The organism is Dysgonomonas sp. HGC4 (assembly GCF_001261715.1).
Lineage (GTDB): Bacteria > Bacteroidota > Bacteroidia > Bacteroidales > Dysgonomonadaceae > Dysgonomonas_A.
In genome coordinates this window covers 1-22,458 of sequence record NZ_CVRU01000090.1, presented here as the reverse complement: position 1 = coordinate 22,458, position 22,458 = coordinate 1, and the positions used below count along the sequence as shown (strand labels likewise).

Here is a 22,458-nt window from a genome sequence, read left to right as displayed (position 1 = left end):
CTATTTACCCGATCAAAAGGCATAAAAGTTAACAAACCCAAACCGATCACAGATATATAGAGTGCTATTTTTGCTTAAAATTCTGAAATTAAACAGATTATTTATAATTAAAAAATACGTATATTGCTAAAAATTTAAAAGGACAAACCATTTATATAGAAAACTAGTGCTATATTTGTAATATAACTCTGTAAAACAACAACGCATGGAATTTCATAAAAACAAACCAATCTACCTACAAATTGTCGATGTAATCTCGCAAAGAATTGTATCCAAAGAATGGAAAGAAGAAACTAAAATCCCAACAGTAAAAGAACTCGCCAAAGAATTAGAGGTAAACCATAATACCCTGATGCGTTCGCTCGAGCTACTGCAATCGGAAGATATTTTAATGTCTAAAAGAGGTGTTGGGCTCTTTCTTACAAAAGACTCTTATAAAAATGCTCTCGAGCTAATGAGAAGATCTTTTTATGAAAATCAGGTTCCTGAATTCTTTTCAACAATGAACTCTCTAAAGATAACACTTGGAGAATTAATAGATCTATATAAAAGCAATAAAAGAGCAAACGAATCGAGCCTTATATAAAACATATTCAGCACTACACATATTAAGAATTAAAGAAACAGACTCTAAAAGTTTGTTTCTTTTTTTGTATTAGCTGATTAATCCCCAATTGTAGCGATTTCCTCCCAGTTTGCGTAATTGTCTCTTTAGTATCTGATTCTCTATACTTTCTAAAGCAGGATCTCTATCCATTACTTCTTTTGCGACATCGCGTGCATATTGCATTACTTGCGAATCTCTCACAATATCGGCAATCCTCAAATTAAAAGCAATACCACTTTGTTGAGTTCCTTCTAAATCTCCGGGACCTCTGAGTTTTAAATCGGCCTCAGCGATCTCAAAGCCATCGTTGCTCTCAACCATTATATTAATTCGCTTACGAGAGTCCGCAGACAGCTCATAAGGCGTTATAAGAATACAATACGACTGATCGGCACCTCTACCTACCCTACCCCTTAGCTGATGCAATTGAGACAAGCCAAAGCGCTGAGCACTCTCTATAACCATTACCGATGCATTGGGAACATTTACTCCAACCTCGATAACTGTAGTAGCCACCATTATTTGAGCTTCGTTCTTAACAAAGCGAGCCATTTCAGCATCTTTTTCCGCCGGTTTCATCTTTCCATGTACTTTACACACCGTATATTCGGGAAAAATCTCACAGATATGCTCATATCCTTCTTCGAGGTTCTTTAAATCTATTTTCTCGCTTTCTTCGATCAAAGGATATACAAAATAAATCTGCCGACCTTCGCTTAACTGTTTTCGGATCGAATTATACAAAGCACCCCTCTTCTTATCGTATTGATGTATTGTTTGTATTGGTTTACGCCCCGGAGGCAGTTCATCTATTACCGACACTTCAAGATCTCCATACACTGTCATTGCAAGCGTACGAGGTATAGGTGTTGCCGTCATAACCAGCATATGCGGAGGGTTCACATTCTTAGTCCAGAGTTTTGCTCTCTGCGCCACACCAAAACGGTGCTGTTCATCGATAACAACCAAACCCAAGTTCCCAAATTGAACTGTATCTTCAATTAGGGCATGTGTCCCAATCAGGATATGGATATCACCCGTTAAAAGGCGTGAATGAATCTCTTCTCGCTTTTTCTTTTTAGTAGAACCTGTCAATAATTCGACATTTATACCCAATCCAAATAGAAACTCCTGAATGGTTGCAAAATGCTGATTAGCCAGAATCTCAGTAGGAGCCATCATTGAAGCCTGAAAGCCATTGTCCATAGCAATCAGCATAATCATAAGTGCTACCAAAGTTTTCCCACTACCAACATCCCCTTGCAACAGTCGGTTCATTTGCTCACCAGTCGCCATATCTTGGCGAATCTCTCGTATGATTCGTTTCTGTGCATTGGTCAACTCAAAAGGTAGATTTTTTTCGTAGAAAGAATTAAAATAGTTACCCACTTGAGTAAATACAAAACCCTTCAATTTAGCTCTCCGATCGGAAGTATAACGAAAAATATTAAGCTGTAAATAAAACAGCTCTTCAAACTTCAACCGATACTGGGCATCTCTTAGAATAGTAGGGTTTAATGGAAAGTGAATATTTCGAATTGCCTCTTTCAATGGCAATAAGTTTGCTTTTTCGATTATTGTTTGGGGAAGAGTTTCAACAACATGAGGCAATGCAGAGGCTAACGCTCCGGTCATTATCTTCTGTATTGCTTTTGAATTCAGATAATGCGTTTTCATCTTCTCGGTTGTATTGTAATACCCCATTAGATTGGTTTGCTCCGCTTTCTCTTCGATGTACGGATCAATATCCGGATGTGCTATATTAAACTTACTACCAAAAGCTGTAGGTTTACCAAAAACCAGATAAGGAAGATTTACTTTGTACTTATCCGTAATAAAACGTGCCCCTTGAAACCATACCAGATCAATAAAGCCTGTTCCATCGGTAAAGTGGGCAATAAGCCTTTTATTACGCCCTTCGCCTACACTTTCAAAAGCTGTTATACGTCCTTTTAATTGGATATAAGGCATATTACCATCTACTTCGTGAATGTAGTAGATGCGACTTCTATCAATGTATTTATAGGGATAATAATGCAAGAGATCTTCAACCGAAAAGATATCGACCTCTTTATTTAATATTTCAGCCTTTTTGGGACCTACTCCCGGCAGATATTTTATGTCTGTATTGGATATGTCAGCCATGATAAAAATAAGGTCTCAGACCTTTTTATTGCTTTGGCAAGTTACAACAACCAAAGCCTGTTAAAACTCAAAAATTAAGATCACAGACCTCTTTTAATGTTTGCTAAGAAAATCATATTTCGATCATTTATTCAGATGCCTTCTCTGCAATTGATAAACAACATGCCCTTCAATATCCTGTCTATCTATTATGTCGAAGTATTTAACCAATTCGGTCGAATCCGCAACAACTTTCATAAACGAATCGTCATTGTCAACATTTTTCATAACTAACACTTTTGTGTAAGTACTGTCAACATCAGCAAAATCAAAGATAGGAATTACTTTAAAATTTTCTAAATATTTCTTGTAGTGTTTCTTTGTTACACTAATTCTGATGTAGTGCTTCGAATCAGGGAAAAACAAAGGTATGGCTGCAATTGAGAAACTACGTGTATCCGAATATAAAAAAGCGGTTTTATCATCTACTCTTTCCACGGCGAAATCGATTATTTTAGACTGTACTCGCTGCTTATACTCATTTGTTCTATATTGTAATGAATAATGATTAAATGAAAAATAAGCTACTATGGAAAACATCACTAAAAGAATGATTTTATTTGGGGTTTTCTTCCAATCAATCAATGCGATATAAATAGCAAGCCCCAAATAAAACAACCCTAAAATGGGAGTCATATACCGAGTTACAAATACAGGCTTAGATAAAAGAGAATAAATAATCGCTGTAGATAGCGTAAATATAAAAGCCAAGAACAACAGATTTGCATATTTTTCTCTAAAAATCAACACTTTATCACCAGACACTTCTTTTCTGGAAGAGATAACAATATAGATAAAAAGAACAAAAAACACAGCCAATAGGCAGAATGAGAATGCAAAATATGCTAAAGGAATTTGAGTTGCAACCAAATCTAATTCCTGAGCAAATGGATAATATAAGTAGATTATAAGATCTTTCAATCTAGGGGCATTAATCCAGTATTCATCCTGCACTTGCGACACTTGTCCCGGCAAGTTTATCAGCCAAGGCAAATAGCCAATAACAAACAAAACAGAATAACCAATAAATGGAATAATTTTCTCTCTCTTAGCTATTACAACTACAACAAGAAAAAGAAAATAAATATAGAAAACACCCAATAACGCATAGTAATGAGTATAAGCTGCAGCTAAAGAAAAGAGGGTAAACTTAATCAGATCAGATCTACGAAAAGTAGAATAACTTTGATAGGCATACAAAGCACTTAAAAGAACAAATAGCATAGCCAATGAGTACATTCTTATTTCGGAGGCTGCATATTGACTAACAGGCATCAATATTACTATAAGTAAGAAGCTCAAGGCTGTTTTACCACCAAACATTTTTCGGATACGAGTACAACCTAACAGCATAATACCTATTACAGGCAGAGCCGAAAAGATACGCAAGGCAACTACCGAGTCGCCAAAAACGTAAGTATATAATTTAAGAAGGATATAGTAAAGAGGCGGATGAACATCATTTGCAGTAACATGCCACAAATATCCAAAAGATTGACGTACTAGGTTTATTGTATAGGCTTCGTCGTACCAAAAAGCTTTATAAAAGTCTAAAGACAGGAAAAGAAAAGAGCCTATAAAGAATAGGACATATAAGAGAATCGAATATTTCTTATTTTCATTATTCGCCATATTCATTGGTAACAAGTGTGGAGATGTTTTAATCAATTACAACTAATTCAAAACAAGTATCCTTGCTCAGTATCTTTATGTCTTCCCAGATGTTTATAAGCTAATTCAGTAGCTTCTCGACCTCGTGGAGTACGTTTCATAAAACCTTCTTTGATAAGAAAAGGTTCATACACTTCTTCTATTGTTCCACCGTCTTCTCCAAGAGCTGTTGCAATAGTAGAAATACCAACAGGCCCGCCTTTGAATTTGTCTATAATAATCAGTAATATTTTATTATCAACCTCATCAAGACCATATTTGTCAATATTGAGAGCCTCAAGCGAGTAGTTTGCTATTTCTTTATCAATACTTCCCGACCCTTTTACCTGAGCAAAGTCTCGCACTCTTCTCAAAAGAGCATTCGAAATACGGGGCGTTCCCCTACTGCGTAATGCTATTTCTTTAGCAGCATCATCATCGCAAGGTACATCCAATATATTTGCTGAACGTTTGATAATTCCCGTTAAAGTATCGTTATCATAATACTCTAAGTGCATGTTTATACCAAATCGGGCACGCAAAGGACTTGTCAATAATCCACTACGTGTAGTAGCACCGATAAGGGTAAAGGGATTCAATTCAATTTGAACAGAACGTGCACTAGGACCTTTATCGATCATAATATCAATCCGATAATCCTCCATTGCACTATAAAGATATTCTTCCACAATTGGAGAAAGACGATGTATTTCATCGATAAAAAGGACATCATTAGGTTCTAACGAAGTCAATAAACCAGCCAAATCGCCCGGTTTATCAAGCACAGGACCCGATGTTATTTTAAAACCAACACCCAGTTCATTTGCTATAATGTTGGATAAGGTTGTTTTACCCAACCCCGGAGGGCCATGTAATAAAGTATGATCTAAAGATTCTCCACGCATACGAGCTGCTGCAACGAATACCTTTAAATTATCCACTACTTTGTCCTGACCACTAAAGCTATTAAAACTGAGAGGCCTCAAAGCATTTTCAAATTCACGCTCTGTCCCGTTTAAATTCTCGTCATGTATGTCGAATGCATCCATATATTATTATAACAATCTTAACTACAATAAATACTTGTCGTCATACACCAAAACATCAAAGATTGAGGATACACAACGACCTAAAATATAGAAAGCTTAATACCTTAACTCAACCGATTAACCGACTGAACTCCTTCTATTTTCAAAATCTGAGAACATAGCTTCTGTACATCTATTACACTATGCACATAAAGGCTTACCTTCCCTTCAAAGATACCATCATTCGATTCAATATTCAAACTTTTAATGTTTACCGAATCTGTAATTATAACTTTAGTTATATCATTAAGCATTCCAACACGGTCTATCCCACGAATAATGATGGTAGATAAAAACGAGTATTGAGCATAACGCCCCCACTCAAGTGTAAGAATTTTATCACCAAAACTCGCTTTAAGTTTCAAGCCAACGGGGCAATTAACGCCATGAACCTGAATCTCATTACTATCTGTTATAAAACCAAACACCTTATCTCCTGGTATAGGGTTACAGCATGAGGCTATTCTGAAATTCTTTTTGAAAGAATCCTCTTCGAGAATGTATGTTTTTTTCTTATCAATTGTATCCAGATCATCAGTATCCAAAGACTCGGTGTCTCCACTCTCTTTTTTACCAACTCTGAATGCCTGCTTCATATAGCGCATGAAGATATTGGATGAACCGTCTTTATCTTTTTGATTAAACAGTTTGTCCAAATTAGCAGGAAGAACAATTGTTTTGTTACCCAAAGCAAAGAAAAAATCTTCTTTCTTGGTTATTTTATAAAAATCGAGTAACTTATCTATAGTTGAAGTTGTAAGCTCTGCTTCACCAACTACTTCTTTTAGAATTGCCTCACCTTTTTTAGCTACTTCTTTCTTCTGCTTTTTCAGAGTCGATTCAAGCTTAGTTCTGGCTTTGGCGCTTGTAATAAAGCCTAACCACTCAGGCTGTGGACTTTGAGATTTAGATGTCAAGATTTCAACCTGATCCCCACTATTCAGCTTATGACTAAGAGGAACAAGTTTATGATTTACTTTTGCACCAATACAATGGTCTCCAATATTGGTATGAAGCTCATAAGCAAAATCGAGAGCAGTAGAGCCTTGAGCCATTGTTCTCAAATCGCCTTTAGGCGTAAAAACAAATATTTCCTGAGAGAATAAGTTGAGTTTAATGGTATCCAGAAAATCTATTGCATTCGGATTTGGATGCTCCAATATCTCAGTAATAGTTTTCAACCACTTATCTAGTTCATTATCTTCCTCTATTTTACCTTCTTTATATTTCCAATGGGCGGCAAAGCCTTTTTCGGCAATATCATCCATTCTACGGCTTCGGATCTGAATTTCGACCCATTCGCCATCAGGACCCATCACCGTAAGGTGTAAAGCTTGATAACCATTCGATTTGGGACGACTAACCCAATCTCTGATACGATCGGGACGAAGTTTATAAATATCCGTAATCACCGAATAAATATCCCAACATCGTTTCTTTTCATCAACACCGGGTTCGGAGTCGAATATAATTCTAACAGCGAATATATCATAGATTTCTTCAAAAGGAACTCCCTTTGATTTCATCTTATTCCAAATAGAATATACTGATTTATCGCGTGCTTTTATTTCATATTTGAAACCCAATTCGTCTAATTTATGAACTACGGGTTCCGCAAAATGCTCGAAGATATTTTTTCTAATGCTTAACGAAGATTCAAGCTTCGAAACAATCTCGTTGTATTCTTCGGTGTTTTCGTATTTAAAACTGAGTTCTTCCAGCTCCGTTTTTATAGCAAAAAGCCCCAATCGGTGTGCGAGAGGAGCATATATGTACATTGTTTCACCAGCAATTTTATGACGTTTTGCCGGAGCCATCGAACCCAATGTTCGCATATTATGAAGACGGTCGGCAATTTTTACAAGTATTACTCTAATGTCATCGGCCATCGTAAGCAAAAGCTTTCTAAAGTTCTCAGCCTGCGATGATACGTTATCACCAAACATACCACTCGAGATCTTGGTCAACCCATCAACAATCTCTGCAATTTTATCGCCAAATATCTTTTTAAGATCTTCTACGGTATAATCAGTGTCTTCAACGACATCATGCAACAAAGCAGCACAAATAGATGTAGATCCCAATCCTATCTCACTACAAACTATACGTGCAACCGCTATCGGATGCATTATATATGGCTCGCCCGATCTACGTCGTGCTCCTTTATGTGCTTCTTTTGCAAGATGAAAAGCTTTCCTTATTATTTCAACTTTTCGTCTATGATTCGTTTTGAGGTAGTCATCTATAAGAGCTTCAAACTCTCTTTCCACCATCAAATCATCATCCATCGTTTTATCTTCTTTATCCATAAAATTAAGATCAGAGATCTATTTATTACTTTGCATGTTATAACATCAAACGCACTACAATGAATAAATGTTGCATCAAGCAGCAATTTATTACTTATAAAACAAATTAGAATAATAAATGGATACCATAATTCTAAATTATTTATCTGGGAATTTTAAGTTTTTGCCCGATACTTAACTTATCTGAATTTAAGTTATTAGCCTTTTGTATGTCTTTTACTGTTATTTTTCTTCCATATTTTCCAGCAATACTACCTAAAGTATCTCCCTTCTTTACTGTGTATGTCAAAGGCTGTTGTTTTGCCGGCTCTTTCGCAACTTTGGGTGCAACCTTCTTTTCTACTTTAGGTTCTTCTTTCTTCACCGTTACCGATTTTGTAGAAGAGGAAATCATCGATGAAGTCGAAGCTAAAGGCTTATTAGCTGAATTATCTTGCACAGATGTTTTCACATCCGCAACAACTTGTTCTATAGACTCTTCAGATATAGTAGGTAATTCTTCTGCAACAAGCTCTTCTTTTTGAGCGGGTAAATGTATTACCAATCGTTGACCAACTTTGGGTACCGATGATTTTAGTTTATTCCAAGAAGAAATATCTTTTCTATCTACATTATATTTAGAAGCGATCTGAGTTAGTGTTTCACCAATACGTACTTTATGATAAATAGTCTGCGTTCCTTGTATATCCCGACCTCTGTTATTATTACCCAATTCAGATTCGTTTGGATCGGGAACATCTACAACAGCCAAATTAGCTTCGGTTTCTTTTGCTGGAATAGGATCAGGGTCTGCTCCTGTTGCACGTTCTTGCATTTTTGCAAAATAATCAGATAACGAATTTGAAGAAGTATTATCATTATCTAAAGAAGATTGATTATCAGATGTTGTCTGACTTGTATTTTGTGCTAGTAAATCTTGTGTTGATTGTTGTGTTGTTTCCTGAGGTGTTGCTTGATTCACGGGTTTACCTGCTGATACTGCCAATATCTGACCAGCACTCAATCTATTTGTTTTAAGGCCATTCCATCGTTTTATCTGAGCAGTTGTAACTCCATGTTTACGAGCTATAGCTGCTAAATTATCCCCTCTACGCACTTTATATTTTGTTCCATTAGTTGCAGCCACTGCAGTATACCCATTTGGATTAACCACTTTGCGATGCGAAAGAAATTCGGTTGCCTTATATGCAAAAATAGAATCTCTTTGAACTTCAAAGTCAGGAGCGTTTATAGATGGTAAATTCAGTACATATGCTTTGTATTCACCTGGAACAATATCTTTTTTATATTGAGGATTCAAAGTTCTCAATTCATCAAGTGATACATTTAGATATTCTGCAACTTGTTGCAAATGCAGTTGCTTGTTAACCAGAATAGTATCAGTAGAATGAGTATATTTATATTCAAAAGGACAGATATTGTGAGCCGAATAATAGTTCATAACATACGCTGCAGCAATAAAAGCAGGTACATAACCTCGAGTTTCTTTCGGAAGATAGGGATAAATTGACCAATAATCCGTTTGTCCGCCACTACGCTTGATTGCTTTGTTTACATTTCCGGGACCACAATTATATGCTGCAATAACTAAATTCCAGTCACCATATATACCATATAAGTCTTTCAGAAATCTAGCAGCCGCATCAGTGGATCTAAGTGGATCACGACGTTCATCAACTAAAGTATTTACCTCAAGATCGTACATTTTTCCCGTACCAATCATAAACTGCCAAAGCCCAGTCGCCCCCATTCGAGAAGCAATCGTAGGATTAAGTGCAGATTCAATAATAGGTAAGTATTTTAATTCAAGAGGTAAGTTATATTTATCTAAAGCTTGCTCAAAGATTGGAAAGTAATAATCGGATTTTCCTAAAAAATATTCTACACTTCTTCTCATCCGTCCCGTATACATATCGATATATGATCTTACAACCGGATTATACACCAACTCCATTTCAGTAGGCAAAGCATAAAGTCTATTGATATAAACAGAATCGGGATATGCTACATCTGTATCAAAGTTTGATGTACAATTTAGAGAAGGACTTAGATCTTTCTTCCAATCAACTAATAATTGATCGAAGTTACGTTCTATCTCTTCGGGGATAGTTAATTCCTTATCTGTAATAGTTTCTTTTATTGATAGTCCATTTTTATGAACCTGACCAAAAAGGGGAACAATACCCCCCAAAATAAAACCAGCAATAAAAAGTTTTTTTAGCATAAATCATTTCTTTTTCGGACATCAACAACAACGATGACCTAAAATTTAAAACTACATTGAACCCCAAAACTTCTTTGGGAAAAAGGATCATTTTGCACTTGAGGTTCTACCCTCAAAGACAAATCGGGAGAAATATCAAAATCAAATAGATGTGCATCAACATACGCATCTATCATACACAATCCATATAAAGCAACCGCTCCAATAATACTTAAATCACGGTATCTTCTATAACTATCTCTTTGGCGTTTAAAACGATTTTGCCATGATACGATTTCAGAATCACTCAGCGTTGCAGGATCTAATCCTCTTCGAACAAAAGGTCCCCAAATAGCTATATTTTCTGCACTTCTCGGATCTTCTCGCATTATCGCCTTATATGCACCTGTATAATCACTGTATTGACGACCATTCCAGGTAATTGCATATGTAAGACCTAAAAAACCTCCGTAAACGAGAGGTAATTTCCAATATTTTCTATTATAAATTTGACCTAATCCGGGGAAAATAGCCGAATACAAAACAGCTTTATTCGGATCGGGCTTAAAAGGAGCAGTACTTTTTATAATTCGGTCTGCCGCCTTATCATTTAACATTTTATCATTCACCCAAGCAACAGTATCACTCTTGGTTATATTCTGAGAATTCATAGTGACACTCTGTACTTGTATACTATCATTGGTTTGCCCTAGCATAGGAAATGCCAAGGAATAAACAGCTACAATACTTACAAAAAATCTCTTTACCATATAAATTCTAAGGTCTCAGACCTATTTATTGCTTTGGTAAGTATAATAACTAGATAGTTATAACTTTTAAGTACGACATCAACTACGACCTTTTACTTATACGGATAAATGTATAATTTATTTTTTTATTTGGTCAAATTTAGTAATAATTCTCTCTAATTCTTCATCAGAACTGAAAGCAATTGTTATTTTTCCTTTACCCTTATCATTACATGAAAGCTGAACTTTAGCTTCAAAGAATTTCGATAAGTGCTTTTTAAGAATATCAAATTCTTCGGGTGTAGCTTGATTTATATTGCCTTTTTTAGCCAAATTAACCACTTCTTTCTCTTGAATAATTTCTTCAAGAGTATCTCCCTTATTGATAGCTCTTACATATTCCTCGACTTTTCGAACCGAAAGATCTTCAGTCATGATCAACTCATAAACTTCGAGTTGTACCGCCGGATCTTCAATGGTCACTAAAGTACGAGCATGCGCCATATCTATTCTCTTGTCTCTGATAGCCATCTGAATACCGGCAGGAAGCTTCAACAATCGCAAATAATTTGCAATAGTAGTTCTTTTCTTTCCGATTCTTTCGCTCAGTTGCTCTTGAGTAAGATTATATGTTTCAATCAAATTCTGGTAAGCCAAAGCAATCTCAATAGAATTGAGATCTTCTCTTTGTATATTTTCGATCAACGCCATTTCCATGACGTTTTCATCATCCGCTGTCTTAATATAAGCAGGTATTGATTTTTGCTGAGCAATCATAGACGCTCTATACCTACGCTCACCTGCAATAATCTGATAATTTTCATCATCTATTTTACGCAAGGTAATAGGCTGGATGACTCCTAGTTGCTTGATAGATACAGCCAGTTCATGCAAGGCTTCCTCATCAAAAACACGTCGGGGTTGATCAGGATTGGGTTGAATCTTAGATAATGGAACCTCATTTATGGACGAAGATCCTTCAGTCCTTAAATCGTCCATCATAATAAGAGCATCTAGCCCTCTTCCTAAAGCAGGTCTTTTTGCCATAAATAATTACTTATTTTGTTTGCGGTTAAATAGCAAAGTTAAGAATTTTTTTCGATAAGCTCTTTTGCAAGCTGCATATGGTTTACCGTTCCACGAGATGCGGCATCATAAGCCAATACAGGCTGTGCAAAACTTTGAGATTCGCTAAGCTTCACATTTCTTTGAATTACAGTTGTAAATACCAATTCTTGGAAATGCTTTTTTACCTCTTCGTAAATTTGGTTTGCCAAACGAAGACGCGCATCATACATAGTTAGCAAGAATCCTTCGATCTCCAATGAAGGATTTAGTTTCGATTTTATGATCTTAATGGTGTTCAGCAATTTACTGATTCCCTCTAAAGCAAAATACTCACACTGAACGGGTATAATAACCGAATCGGCAGCTGTAAGAGAATTTACTGTAATCAGTCCCAAAGATGGAGAACAGTCAATTAAGATATAATCATAATCTGCTTTCTTGGCTTGAAGAACAGCAGCCAAACGTTTTTCACGATTTTCGATATTCAGCATTTCGAGCTCTGCTCCTACTAAATTGATATGTGATGGGATTATATCCAAACGCTCGTAAGCCGTTGGCACAATAGCCTGATCGGCAGTAGCCTCTCCTATCAGACATTCGTAAATAGTATTTTTTATATGTTTAATATCGAGTCCTAAGCCTGAAGAAGCATTTGCCTGTGGATCGGCATCCACAACCAATACTTTCTTTTCCAATGCAGCTAAGGAAGCAGCAAGGTTTATTGTGGTAGTAGTTTTTCCAACTCCTCCTTTTTGATTTGCCAGAGCAATTATTTTACCCATGTTCGTTAGTTATAATTTCTTTTATTTAAGCTACAAAGAAACAAATAAATAATAGCAGTACTTAGATTGTGACATTAAACAGTAAAAGAATTGTTGATAACTTACCTTTTCTGTTAATAACATCTACAACCATCTATAATATTGAATATTAGATATAAAAAATCGATTTGAAAGAATAATGCTAAAACGTTTAACAAGCACATCTCTGCTTATTTTTAAATTGATTTCAGTATATTATAAAACCTACAAAGTTTAAATTTTGTAATTCCAAGGGTATTTTTACGAATTTAAGAACGTATTTTTATTAGAATTAAATACCTTTATCTGATTAGTAATTAAGATCGCAAAAAATGAATATTAGCAAAACTCATATTGAAACCCCTCTGGGAGAAATGATTGCATGTGCGACTGATAAGGGTATCTGCCTTTTGGAGTTTAATAATAGAAAAAATATTGAAGGTCAGTTTCAAAAAACAGAAAAGGAACTGAATAACATAATTGTTGAAGAAGACAACATCCATTTTGACCTTCTAAAGAAAGAATTATCAGCATATTTTAAAAGAGAATTGAACCAATTTACAGTACCTCTTGATCTTATTGGAACAGAGTTTCAGAAAAAAGTATGGCAAGCTCTTTTGACAATTCCCTATGGGAAAACAGTCAGTTACCTTCAACAATCCGAAGCAATGGGAAACCCTTTAAGTATACGAGCGGTTGCTAATGCAAATGGTATGAATAAAATAGCTATAATAGTACCATGTCATCGGGTTATTGGATCCAATGGGAAACTAACAGGCTACGCCGGAGGATTAGAGAAAAAAAGATGGCTATTAAATATGGAAAAAGGCATCACTGAAAATACTCTTTTCTAGCAATACCCTTTACATTTATCTTAATTCCTATCGCGCTTTACAAAGACAGCGTCCTCAACCACAAACTAAGAAGAGAAAGCATTTCATTGTGATATTCAAAATCATTTCTCATACCCCAGCCGTGACCTCCTGAAGGGAAAATATACATAGTTGCCGGTATTTTATTTTCTTTTAAAGCAGTATAATAGGCTACCGAATTCTTCGGTGGAACCGCTGTATCATCATCACTCAACAATAATATTGCAGGTGGTGTAAATTCATTTACTTGTCTTTCGTTCGAATAATACATTGTCTCCGATGCTGTTGGAGTATCTCCTAACAAATTATTACGCGAACCTTCGTGAGTAAAATCTCCCATGGTAATTACCGGATAAAACAAGATCGAAAAGTCTGGACGCAACTCTTTTGACGAAAAATGAGTAGAGGCTGTTGATGCCAAGTGACCTCCTGCTGAAAAACCGGCAATACCAATCTTATCATTCGAAATTTTCCACAGTGGAGCTTTTGATCGAACATAAGTAATGGCTTGATTGAAATCTTCCAAAGGTACTTGCTTCACTTTATTAGGCATGCGATATTTTAAAACAATACCAGCAATACCTTGCGACTGCAACCATTTGGCAAAATCGTGCCCTTCATGATCAATTGCTAATCTGGTATATCCTCCACCGGGACAAATAATAACTGCAATCCCTCTATTTACGGTAGAATCGGGTAAATAGACAGTTAATTCGGGAACCGAAACATTCGAAATTCGTCCGTCTTCATTTAACTCTGTCTCAGATAATCCATTACTGGTTGGAGGAGTTGTTTCCCAAAGTTTAACGACTGTTTGTGCATTCATACCAATAGCTGATAAAAGGAAAAATAGTATTAAAAACAGGTTTTTCATAATTATAATATATTTAAGGTCAACAACCTACATGTTTCTAAAATCATGGTAAAATCGGAATAATACAAAATAGGAGAATACTTTCAAAACGTATATACTCAATTATAGCTTGTCAACACTGTCGTATTCAACCACATTTTCAACAAAGATAATGATTCATCGTAATATTTAAATGACTTAATCATGCCCCACCCGTGTTCTCCTTCTGGAAACACGTATAGAGCAGCAGGAACATCATTCTCTTTCAACGCATCATAATACATTACACTATGAGTCGATGGTACTGAACTATCGTTATCGCTTACAAAAATAATAGTAGGAGGTGTATTCTTTGTAACCAACCTATCAGCCGAGAAGGAATAAATCTCATTAGCAGAAGGTGTTTTTCCCAACAAATTGGTACGCGTACCTCCTTTTGTTACTTTTTCGAACGAAATCACTGGATAAAACAGAATTGCAAAATCAGGGCGTATATTTATGTCACGATTCGAATTTAAGTTAGAAAAAACGGCCGCTAAATGCCCACCTGCCGAAAAGCCGGCAATCCCAACTCTATTAGCATCTATATGCCATTCATCAGAGTCGGAACGAATAATGCTCATCGCTTCTAGAGCATCATCAAAAGGCACTTCTTTATGTTGGTTAGGCAACCTGTATTTCAGAACTATACCGGCAACACCTTGTGTTGCCAGCCATTTAGCAAAAGCGTGCCCCTCGTATACCGCACTAACACCTGCATATCCGCCACCAGGGCAAATTAATACAGCTGGAGTTTTCTGGCTGTCTTTTTTTTCAGGTAAATATATAAATAACTCCGCTTCATCGGTTAATCCATTATCGGAAGGTGCACCATTAGGCCACACTTTAAGCGAATCTTGGCTATGTACAGAGACAGAAACGAATACAACTAAAATAAATACTATAAACTTTTTCATTACTTACTATCACTTCACATTAAAACGTAGCTCAAGAGCTTTATTTTCGCACTCAGTCATATACTCTCTTTCACCCGGACCTTTATCATTGATTCCACAAAGATGAAGTATCCCATGGATAATGATTCGGTGTAATTCTTCAAGATAATCAGTATTGAATTGCTCCGAATTACTTTTCACAGTATCTAAACTTATAAAAAGATCGCCAGATATAACATCTTCATCGGTATAATCGAAAGAGATTATATCAGTATAATAGTCATGCTGAAGATATTCCTTATTTATTTCAAGGATTTTTTCATCCGAACAAAAGATATACGAAATATCTCCTACTTTTTTTCCATAAGATGCAGCTACATCTTTAATCCATTTAGTAACCTCTCTCTTTTTTATTAAAGGAGCTTTTACATCTTCATTTTGATATATGATTGCCATATTCTATATTTATAAGGATATCTAATTCTTTTACTTACCAACACAATAAAAGGTCTGAGACCTTGGCCTAGGAGAAAAATATATATGCTATCCAAATAGCAGTAACAACACCGACTAAATCTGCAAGAAGTGCATAAGGTACTGTATACCGGCTATTCTTTATACCAACACTACCATAGTACACAGCCACTACAAAAAAAGTAGTATCGGTAGATGCCTGAAAAATAGAAGCTAATCGTCCGGCAAACGAATCTACACCAAAGACTGTTATCGTTTCTGCCATCATTCCTCTAGCTCCACTTCCACTCAATGGCTTCATAAGAGCAGTAGGCATAGCGTCTACCCATCTGCTGTCAAATCCTGTAAAAACAACAAAAGACTTCAATCCATCGAATATAAAATCCATCGTCCCTGAGGCGCGAAACATACCTACAGCTACCAATATAGCAATCAAATAGGGAATGATACGCACAGCGGTCGAGAATCCATCTTTAGCACCCTCTATGAATGCATCATATACATTAATTTTCTTACGAACTCCACTTAAGATAAAAAACAGGATGACACTAAATAGTATTATACTAGCAATCACGCTGGCTATTTGTTGTGCTTTTTCGGGCCCCATACTACTAAATGCCCAAATTACACCACCAATCAATATGGCAGCACTGCCAAATGTTCCTAGAATAACTTTATCCAGAATATTTATCTTTTGCTTAATACAAACAGCTAATACTCCAATCATTGTTGAAACAAAAGTCGCAATCATAATCGGAACAAATACATCCGCTGGATTAGCTGCCCCCATTTGTGCCCGAATAGTCATTACAGATACAGGAATCAAAGTTAAACCCGATGCATTCATCACCAGAAACATCATCATGGGGTTAGAAGCTTTACTTTTATCAGGGTTAATCTCCTGCAACTCTTTCATCGCTTGTAATCCAGCCGGAGTAGCCGCATTATCAAGCCCAAGAATATTAGCAGAAAGATTAAGTAAAATTGAACCTCCCGCAGGATGATTCTTCGGTATATCCGGGAAAAGTCGGCTAAATAAAGGATTGATTGCTCTTGAAAAAAGTTGAATTACTCCACCTTGTTCTCCTATTTTCATAAGCCCCATCCACAAGGTAAGAACTCCGGTTAAACCAATAGAAATTTCGAAACCCGATCGGGCTGAAGCAAATGTAGAATTAACTGTCGCATTAAAAGTTTCAAAATCGCCCAAAAAGATAAGGCGGCTCAATGCTACTATAAAGGCAACAACAAAGAAGGCAATCCAAATATAATTAAGAACCATAATTTAGCTAACTATTTTACTCAAGCGAAGATTCTCTAAGGAGTTTATCATTAGGAAGAACAAGATTTTTATGAAACTCTACCAACTCTCCATTCTCAAAACGAAGCATATAAATAGCATCTACAGTAGGGTACCCTAAAACCTCGACATCTATTCCATTGCTAGCCCTATATACCTCCATTCTATGGTAAGATTTACCCATTTTATGGATTACATCGTTCTTAGTCATACCCAATTCAACTTTTTTTATATTAGAATTGGCATTCATAGCATCTTTGTATGAAGAACAGCCTACCAAGTAAACCGAAACAAATAGCAACAACAAGATTTTTTTCATTGTAATTCCAATAAATGAAGTCTAAAACCTCACAATATTACACTTTTTGAATGACACTTACAATTATAGAATCATGATTCCTATTGATTTCAAACATTTTTCGCGATCTAAATAGTATCTTTGCAGCAGAAATACAGCAGATCGGTTTGTCGCTGACCATCCGTCAAAAGATGGAAAGAGGAAAGTCCGGGCAACACAGAGCATCATACTTCCTAACGGGAAGCTGTTCGTGAGAGCAGAGTAAGGTAACAGAAAATAACCGCTCCGATTTATCGGAGTAAGGGTGAAAAGGTGAGGTAAGAGCTCACCGGTCTCGATAGCAATACCGAGAGCCGTACTACTTATGAGTTGCAAGACCATGTATACCGACGCATGTAGGGCTGCTCGCCCGATGTCGGGGGGTAGGTCGCTAGAGCCCGTTGGTGACAGCGGGAGTAGACAAATGACAAGCACTTCGTTTTATACGAAGTACAGAACCCGGCTTACAGATCGGCTGTATTTTTATTTTTTATCGACTTTCCAAAATCAGAGTTAAAGACTACACAAATATCTTCTATTTTCACTCTATCTCCTTATTAAATATGCTCTATTCTTTGCTATCACTAGGTAAGTTTAGTTGAACAAAACAACATACATAAACGTCTTTACATAAAGAAGTACTATTTTTGCTTCAAAATAATTCACATTATGATTGATAAGATAAAAAGCTTTATTGAACGACTTCTCCATTTTCTTTCTATAGGAATATGGAGAATAGATACCAATGGATTAGGGCGATTACGCGCTATATGCTATAATATTATTAAATCGTTCGTTCTCACATATCGAAATCTCAACTGGTCTTTAATAAATACTCGGGCATCGGCACTCACATACAGTACACTGTTATCCATAGTACCACTACTTGCAGTATTATTTGCTATCGCAAGAGGGTTTGGATTCCAAAACATCTTACAAAGCGAACTATTCAGCTACTTCCAAGGACAAGAACAAGCTCTTTCTACCGCAATGCGATTTATCGACAAGTCTCTGGAATATGCTCAGGGAGGAATCTTTCTGGGAGTCGGTCTGGTTCTATTATTATACACTGCTTTAAATCTGATTTCTAATATTGAGGATAACTTCAATTCAACATGGGGAGTAAAAAATGGAAGATCTTATTATCGTCAATTTACCGATTACACCGGCTTATTACTCGTTGCTCCTGTACTATTGGTTTGCAATGCCGGTTTCTCGATTGTCTTAAATTCATCACTCGAAACTCATATTATTGGTGTATTTATAAATCCCTTTATTAAAATATTACCATTTATTCTTACCATTTTACTATTTACATTTATCTACATCTATATTCCGAATACAAAAGTAAAAATAGGAAGTGCCATTTTTGCAGGGATTGTTGCAGGGATATGCTTCCAGATTTTTCAACAAGTATATATCAGTGGGCAAATATGGATATCCAAATACAATACTATCTATGGTAGTTTTGCAGCGCTTCCCTTACTATTGCTATGGCTGCAAATATCATGGTTAATTTTACTTGTAGGTGTTGAGTTATCCTTTGCTCATCAAAACATTGCTAAATTTAATTTCGAAAAAGAAACAAAAGATATTACTCGCAGATACAAAGATTTTATCATCTTACTGATTTCGACACTCATTGTAAAGCGTTTCGAAGAAGGAGAAAAACCTTATACAGCAAACGAAATATCAGAGAAATATAAAATACCTACTCGACTTACAAGTGATATTATTTATTTACTACTTGATCTCAATGTAATTGTTGAAACACCTTCGGGAAAAGATATGGTTCCGGCGTATATCCCAGCGCTGGATATAAATAAAATATCGGTCAGCTACCTATTCCATAAAGTTGATAGCTTTGGTTCAGAAGATTTCAACATTGACATTACTGAAGAATTCATCGATGAATGGAATGTTATTAATGACATTCGAAACACCATACATGAAAAAGAAAAGAATACTCTGATAAAAGATCTATAAGGTTACATATCTTGTTTCCAACTTTACAAGTATAATAGTCATTGATTAAGGTTATAATTACGAACTTCAAGAATAATTTAAATGAAATCAGGCAACATACGAATCCATTGTTTAATTCATGTTCCTTTCGAAGGAATCGGACATATCGAATCATGGGCTAAAAAACACAAACATCACTTAAGCTATACATATCTTTACGAAGAAACTAGCTTCTCTGATAAAGATGATTTTGATATGCTCATTATAATGGGAGGACCAATGAACATCTACGAAGAAAAAATTTATCCTTGGTTAGTACCTGAAAAGAAGTTTATAAAAGAAGTAATAGAATCAGATAAAATAGTAATCGGATTTTGCCTAGGTTCTCAACTCATAGCTGATATATTAGGAGCAAAAGTCACATCAAATAAAGATAAAGAAATAGGCTGGTTTTCTATCGTACTAACAGATGAAGCAAAGAATACTCCTATTTTCCAAAACCAAAATCTCAATTTCTCAGTATTCCATTGGCATGGAGACACTTTCAAGCTACCTAAGGACAGTCTCAAACTAGCTTCAAGCGAAGGATGTAATAACCAAGCCTTTCTATATAATGACAAAGTATTAGGTTTACAATTCCATTTAGAAGTCACACCCGAATCATTAGATGAGATGATCAAAAATGGAGAGACAGAACTGCAAGATGGAAAGTATATACAATCAGCACAAGAAATAAAAAATAATGCTTACTTTATTTCACAATGCCACGATGTACTCGAAAATATCCTCGACCAATTATCTAAAAACTAAAAAAGCAGAGAGTCGCTAGGAGCGACTCTCTCTTTTTCAGATAAGGGTATAACCCATTACTTGAAGTATTTCGTTTTTACGGCTCTCAGGACAGCCATAAGATCATTATCTCCAAGTTCTGCTTGCATCGCTTCTTCATATATATTCTTCATAGCCTCAGAGGTTGCAGTATTCAAGCCTTCAGCCTGCACAAGTCGAATATCTTTATCCATATGCTTAAGAGGAAAAGCAGCAGGATAATTATCCTGTATAATCGAAGGAGTCTTCATTTTCGACATAGGACTACCACATGCACTCTCATTGACAATAAACATCATTGTTTCTTTATCAATTCCATTCTTCTCTGCAAATAGAACAGTTTCAGCCAATCCTTCGATAACTACTGACATATAGTAATTAATCGCTAATTTAGCCTTTGCCCCCTGTCCTACTTCTCCCAGATATATAGAGAACTTACCTAATTTTTCAAAGTAAGTCGTTGCGAACTCATAATCAGGTTCCCTACCAGCAGCTAATATAATAAGAGTTCCATCTATAGCCGGCTTCACGCTACCAGAAACAGGAGCCTCTAGATAATAACCTTCCTTAGCTTCTATTTCAACGGATAAACGCTTAGTTAGTTCCGAAGAGATAGTACTCATATTAATAAAAAGCTTCTCCGAAACAGAACCTTTCAATAAATCAGAATACACAGACGACACAGCCAAATCATCAGATAACATCGTGAAAATAACATTCGAATTCTCCCGAACTTCATCTAAAGAACTGTACGGCTTAGCTCCAACATCAGTAAGTGGCTTCAATTTATCAGTTGAGCGATTATATACAGCAACTTCAAATCCTGCTTTTAGCAAATTCGTAGCCATTGGGGTTCCCATGTGTCCCAATCCTATCCAAGTAATTTTTGGTGTAGTCATAATAAATAATTCTCCTTACATTTCAATTTCAAATAAAGACTTGGACAATTCTAGAGCATGCAGCTCCATCACCATAAGGATTATTCGCAATTGACATTTGTGTATATAATTCTTTATCCTTTAGTAATAAATTAAGATTATCCTCTATTATTTTAGCATCTGTTCCTACTAGCTTTACAGTTCCTGCAGTAACAGCCTCTGGCCTCTCTGTAGTATTACGCATAACAAGAACAGGTTTTCCTAATGATGGAGCTTCCTCTTGTACCCCACCACTGTCTGTAAGTATAAGGTGAGAATGTTGCATCATATATACAAACGGAAGATAATCTAGAGGAGATATCAAGAATACATTGTCTAAATCTGAAAGCAACTCGAATACAGGCTTTTGAACATTTGGATTTAGATGCACTGGATAAACAATATCAACATCTGGATGAGAAATCGCTACATTTTTTATTGCTTGGCAAATGTGTAGAAAGCCATCCCCAAAATTTTCTCTTCGGTGTCCTGTTACCAGTACAATTCTTTTATCACTAAATACATATCCTTTTTCCTTTATTGATTTTACAATCTGATTTTCTATTGATTTATCTTGGGCAATAATATCCACTGCCATTAATAAAGCATCAATAACAGTATTACCTGTTACATAGACTTTCTCTTGAGGTACTTTCTCTATTTTAAGATTATTCTCAGCCCCCATAGTTGGTGCAAAATAATAATCGCTGATACGATCAGTAAGTTGTCTATTCATTTCTTCTGGCCAAGGAGATTGCAGATCATATGTTCTCAAACCAGCTTCAACATGAGCAACCTTAATTCTTTTATAAAAAGCTCCCATTGCAACAGCTAAAGATGTTGTTGTATCCCCATGAACAAACACAACATCAGGAGCAAATTCATTCAAGATATTTCGCATCCCTAATAAAACTTTAGAAGTAATATCAAAAAGATCTTGATTTGGAGCCATTACATCTAAGTCATAATCAGGTACTATCTCGAACACTTCTAGAACTTGATCCAACATTTGTCTGTGTTGAGCTGTCACACAAACTTTTGTTTCAAAAATATTAGGATATTTCTGAAATTCTTTCACTAAAGGAGCCATTTTAATAGCTTCTGGTCTAGTACCAAATACTAACAATATCTTTTTCATACTATATAGAATAAATTTTATCTAATAATCTTTTACAAACTTCTTTTGCGGTAAAATACTCAATATTTTCAGTAGGAATTAAATTAGGAATCATATTTTGGATAAATTCAATCTGCTTATTACTACGCAAATTTACAAAATATGACACACCTACACTTCTTAAAAAATCGACAGAAGCTCC

General features: G+C 35.8%; 20 protein-coding genes and 1 other RNA gene. 5 read left to right on the top strand and 16 right to left on the bottom strand.

Features of this window, described 5'->3' with window-relative positions; genetic code table 11:
- Positions 1-205: 205 nt before the first annotated feature.
- Positions 206-586: a GntR family transcriptional regulator gene (locus HGC4_RS09170; protein WP_050709835.1), complete on the top strand. Its 381-nt coding sequence runs from the start codon at positions 206-208 to the stop codon at positions 584-586.
- Between the two features lie 69 nt (positions 587-655).
- Here the strand turns inward: HGC4_RS09170 and recG are convergent, their stop codons facing one another.
- The 8 genes from recG to HGC4_RS09130 all read right to left on the bottom strand — a co-directional run bounded on the left by recG (position 656) and on the right by HGC4_RS09130 (position 12,640).
- Positions 656-2,752: an ATP-dependent DNA helicase RecG gene (recG, locus tag HGC4_RS09165; RefSeq protein ID WP_050709834.1), complete on the bottom strand. Its 2,097-nt coding sequence runs from the start codon at positions 2,750-2,752 to the stop codon at positions 656-658.
- Between the two features lie 123 nt (positions 2,753-2,875).
- On the bottom strand, positions 2,876-4,423 hold the full coding sequence (locus tag HGC4_RS09160; RefSeq protein ID WP_157258210.1) for a glycosyltransferase family 39 protein: 1,548 nt from the start codon (positions 4,421-4,423) through the stop codon (positions 2,876-2,878).
- A gap of 47 nt (positions 4,424-4,470) precedes the next feature.
- Positions 4,471-5,490, bottom strand: a complete 1,020-nt coding sequence (gene ruvB, locus HGC4_RS09155; protein ID WP_050709832.1) for a Holliday junction branch migration DNA helicase RuvB — start codon at positions 5,488-5,490, stop codon at positions 4,471-4,473.
- Between the two features lie 104 nt (positions 5,491-5,594).
- The gene (locus HGC4_RS09150) at positions 5,595-7,838 is read right to left on the bottom strand and encodes a RelA/SpoT family protein (RefSeq protein ID WP_050709831.1); all 2,244 of its coding nucleotides are present in this window, start codon (positions 7,836-7,838) and stop codon (positions 5,595-5,597) included.
- A 142-nt stretch (positions 7,839-7,980) separates the two neighbouring features.
- Complete coding sequence (locus HGC4_RS19070; protein ID WP_082204125.1) at positions 7,981-10,062, bottom strand: LysM peptidoglycan-binding domain-containing protein; 2,082 nt, start codon at positions 10,060-10,062, stop codon at positions 7,981-7,983.
- Positions 10,063-10,100: 38 nt separating this feature from the next.
- A complete protein-coding gene (locus tag HGC4_RS09140; protein ID WP_050709830.1) occupies positions 10,101-10,811 on the bottom strand; it encodes a DUF5683 domain-containing protein in 711 nt (236 codons plus the stop codon).
- A gap of 117 nt (positions 10,812-10,928) precedes the next feature.
- Positions 10,929-11,837: a ParB/RepB/Spo0J family partition protein gene (locus HGC4_RS09135; RefSeq protein WP_050709829.1), complete on the bottom strand. Its 909-nt coding sequence runs from the start codon at positions 11,835-11,837 to the stop codon at positions 10,929-10,931.
- A 38-nt stretch (positions 11,838-11,875) separates the two neighbouring features.
- Positions 11,876-12,640 carry a ParA family protein gene (locus HGC4_RS09130; protein ID WP_050709828.1) on the bottom strand — a complete coding sequence of 255 codons (765 nt, stop codon included), beginning with the start codon at positions 12,638-12,640 and terminating at the stop codon, positions 11,876-11,878.
- 350 nt (positions 12,641-12,990) lie between these two features.
- Between HGC4_RS09130 and HGC4_RS09125 the strand changes: the two genes are divergently transcribed.
- Positions 12,991-13,512 (top strand): methylated-DNA--[protein]-cysteine S-methyltransferase, encoded by a 522-nt coding sequence (locus HGC4_RS09125; protein ID WP_050709827.1) that lies wholly within the window; start codon positions 12,991-12,993, stop codon positions 13,510-13,512.
- 37 nt (positions 13,513-13,549) lie between these two features.
- Here HGC4_RS09125 and HGC4_RS09120 read toward each other — a convergent pair whose 3' ends face one another.
- The 5 genes from HGC4_RS09120 to HGC4_RS09100 all read right to left on the bottom strand — a co-directional run bounded on the left by HGC4_RS09120 (position 13,550) and on the right by HGC4_RS09100 (position 17,411).
- On the bottom strand, positions 13,550-14,404 hold the full coding sequence (locus HGC4_RS09120) for an alpha/beta hydrolase (RefSeq protein ID WP_087880159.1): 855 nt from the start codon (positions 14,402-14,404) through the stop codon (positions 13,550-13,552).
- A 98-nt stretch (positions 14,405-14,502) separates the two neighbouring features.
- Positions 14,503-15,339: an alpha/beta hydrolase gene (locus HGC4_RS09115; protein WP_050709825.1), complete on the bottom strand. Its 837-nt coding sequence runs from the start codon at positions 15,337-15,339 to the stop codon at positions 14,503-14,505.
- A gap of 9 nt (positions 15,340-15,348) precedes the next feature.
- Entirely contained in the window at positions 15,349-15,774 is a 426-nt protein-coding gene (ybeY, locus tag HGC4_RS09110) for an rRNA maturation RNase YbeY (protein WP_050709824.1), read from the bottom strand.
- Between the two features lie 67 nt (positions 15,775-15,841).
- A complete protein-coding gene (locus HGC4_RS09105) occupies positions 15,842-17,074 on the bottom strand; it encodes a nucleoside recognition domain-containing protein (protein ID WP_050709823.1) in 1,233 nt (410 codons plus the stop codon).
- 16 nt (positions 17,075-17,090) lie between these two features.
- Entirely contained in the window at positions 17,091-17,411 is a 321-nt protein-coding gene (locus HGC4_RS09100; RefSeq protein ID WP_050709822.1) for a hypothetical protein, read from the bottom strand.
- Between the two features lie 133 nt (positions 17,412-17,544).
- Between HGC4_RS09100 and rnpB the strand changes: the two genes are divergently transcribed.
- The 3 genes from rnpB to HGC4_RS09090 all read left to right on the top strand — a co-directional run bounded on the left by rnpB (position 17,545) and on the right by HGC4_RS09090 (position 20,204).
- An RNA gene (gene rnpB, locus HGC4_RS09215) (RNase P RNA component class A) lies at positions 17,545-17,912 on the top strand.
- 186 nt (positions 17,913-18,098) lie between these two features.
- Positions 18,099-19,415, top strand: a complete 1,317-nt coding sequence (locus tag HGC4_RS09095; protein ID WP_050709821.1) for a YihY/virulence factor BrkB family protein — start codon at positions 18,099-18,101, stop codon at positions 19,413-19,415.
- An 81-nt stretch (positions 19,416-19,496) separates the two neighbouring features.
- Positions 19,497-20,204: a type 1 glutamine amidotransferase gene (locus tag HGC4_RS09090; protein WP_050709820.1), complete on the top strand. Its 708-nt coding sequence runs from the start codon at positions 19,497-19,499 to the stop codon at positions 20,202-20,204.
- A 56-nt stretch (positions 20,205-20,260) separates the two neighbouring features.
- On the opposite strand, the gene HGC4_RS09085 is transcribed toward HGC4_RS09090, so the two are convergent.
- The 3 genes from HGC4_RS09085 to HGC4_RS18935 form a co-directional block, all read right to left on the bottom strand.
- Positions 20,261-21,121 (bottom strand): NAD(P)-dependent oxidoreductase, encoded by an 861-nt coding sequence (locus tag HGC4_RS09085; RefSeq protein WP_050709819.1) that lies wholly within the window; start codon positions 21,119-21,121, stop codon positions 20,261-20,263.
- A 28-nt stretch (positions 21,122-21,149) separates the two neighbouring features.
- Complete coding sequence (gene wecB, locus HGC4_RS09080) at positions 21,150-22,277, bottom strand: non-hydrolyzing UDP-N-acetylglucosamine 2-epimerase (protein WP_050709818.1); 1,128 nt, start codon at positions 22,275-22,277, stop codon at positions 21,150-21,152.
- A gap of 1 nt (position 22,278) precedes the next feature.
- Positions 22,279-22,458 (bottom strand): hypothetical protein (locus HGC4_RS18935; protein ID WP_221406868.1); only part of this gene is annotated, 180 nt, incomplete at its 5' end.

Bases quoted from the DNA above. Each gene is read 5' to 3' on its own strand.
- HGC4_RS09135 (WP_050709829.1), bottom strand. From the start codon at position 11,837: ATGGCAAAAAGACCTGCTTTAGGAAGAGGGCTAGATGCTCTTATTATG.
- HGC4_RS09120 (WP_087880159.1), bottom strand. From the start codon at position 14,404: ATGAAAAACCTGTTTTTAATACTATTTTTCCTTTTATCAGCTATTGGT.
- HGC4_RS09085 (WP_050709819.1), bottom strand. From the start codon at position 21,121: ATGACTACACCAAAAATTACTTGGATAGGATTGGGACACATGGGAACC.
- HGC4_RS09160 (WP_157258210.1), bottom strand. From the start codon at position 4,423: ATGGCGAATAATGAAAATAAGAAATATTCGATTCTCTTATATGTCCTA.
- recG (WP_050709834.1), bottom strand. From the start codon at position 2,752: ATGGCTGACATATCCAATACAGACATAAAATATCTGCCGGGAGTAGGT.
- ruvB (WP_050709832.1), bottom strand. From the start codon at position 5,490: ATGGATGCATTCGACATACATGACGAGAATTTAAACGGGACAGAGCGT.
- HGC4_RS09115 (WP_050709825.1), bottom strand. From the start codon at position 15,339: ATGAAAAAGTTTATAGTATTTATTTTAGTTGTATTCGTTTCTGTCTCT.
- HGC4_RS09130 (WP_050709828.1), bottom strand. From the start codon at position 12,640: ATGGGTAAAATAATTGCTCTGGCAAATCAAAAAGGAGGAGTTGGAAAA.
- HGC4_RS09095 (WP_050709821.1), top strand. From the start codon at position 18,099: ATGATTGATAAGATAAAAAGCTTTATTGAACGACTTCTCCATTTTCTT.
- HGC4_RS09105 (WP_050709823.1), bottom strand. From the start codon at position 17,074: ATGGTTCTTAATTATATTTGGATTGCCTTCTTTGTTGTTGCCTTTATA.
- ybeY (WP_050709824.1), bottom strand. From the start codon at position 15,774: ATGGCAATCATATATCAAAATGAAGATGTAAAAGCTCCTTTAATAAAA.
- HGC4_RS09150 (WP_050709831.1), bottom strand. From the start codon at position 7,838: ATGGATAAAGAAGATAAAACGATGGATGATGATTTGATGGTGGAAAGA.
- HGC4_RS19070 (WP_082204125.1), bottom strand. From the start codon at position 10,062: ATGCTAAAAAAACTTTTTATTGCTGGTTTTATTTTGGGGGGTATTGTT.
- wecB (WP_050709818.1), bottom strand. From the start codon at position 22,277: ATGAAAAAGATATTGTTAGTATTTGGTACTAGACCAGAAGCTATTAAA.
- HGC4_RS09090 (WP_050709820.1), top strand. From the start codon at position 19,497: ATGAAATCAGGCAACATACGAATCCATTGTTTAATTCATGTTCCTTTC.
- HGC4_RS09170 (WP_050709835.1), top strand. From the start codon at position 206: ATGGAATTTCATAAAAACAAACCAATCTACCTACAAATTGTCGATGTA.
- HGC4_RS09125 (WP_050709827.1), top strand. From the start codon at position 12,991: ATGAATATTAGCAAAACTCATATTGAAACCCCTCTGGGAGAAATGATT.
- HGC4_RS09100 (WP_050709822.1), bottom strand. From the start codon at position 17,411: ATGAAAAAAATCTTGTTGTTGCTATTTGTTTCGGTTTACTTGGTAGGC.
- HGC4_RS09140 (WP_050709830.1), bottom strand. From the start codon at position 10,811: ATGGTAAAGAGATTTTTTGTAAGTATTGTAGCTGTTTATTCCTTGGCA.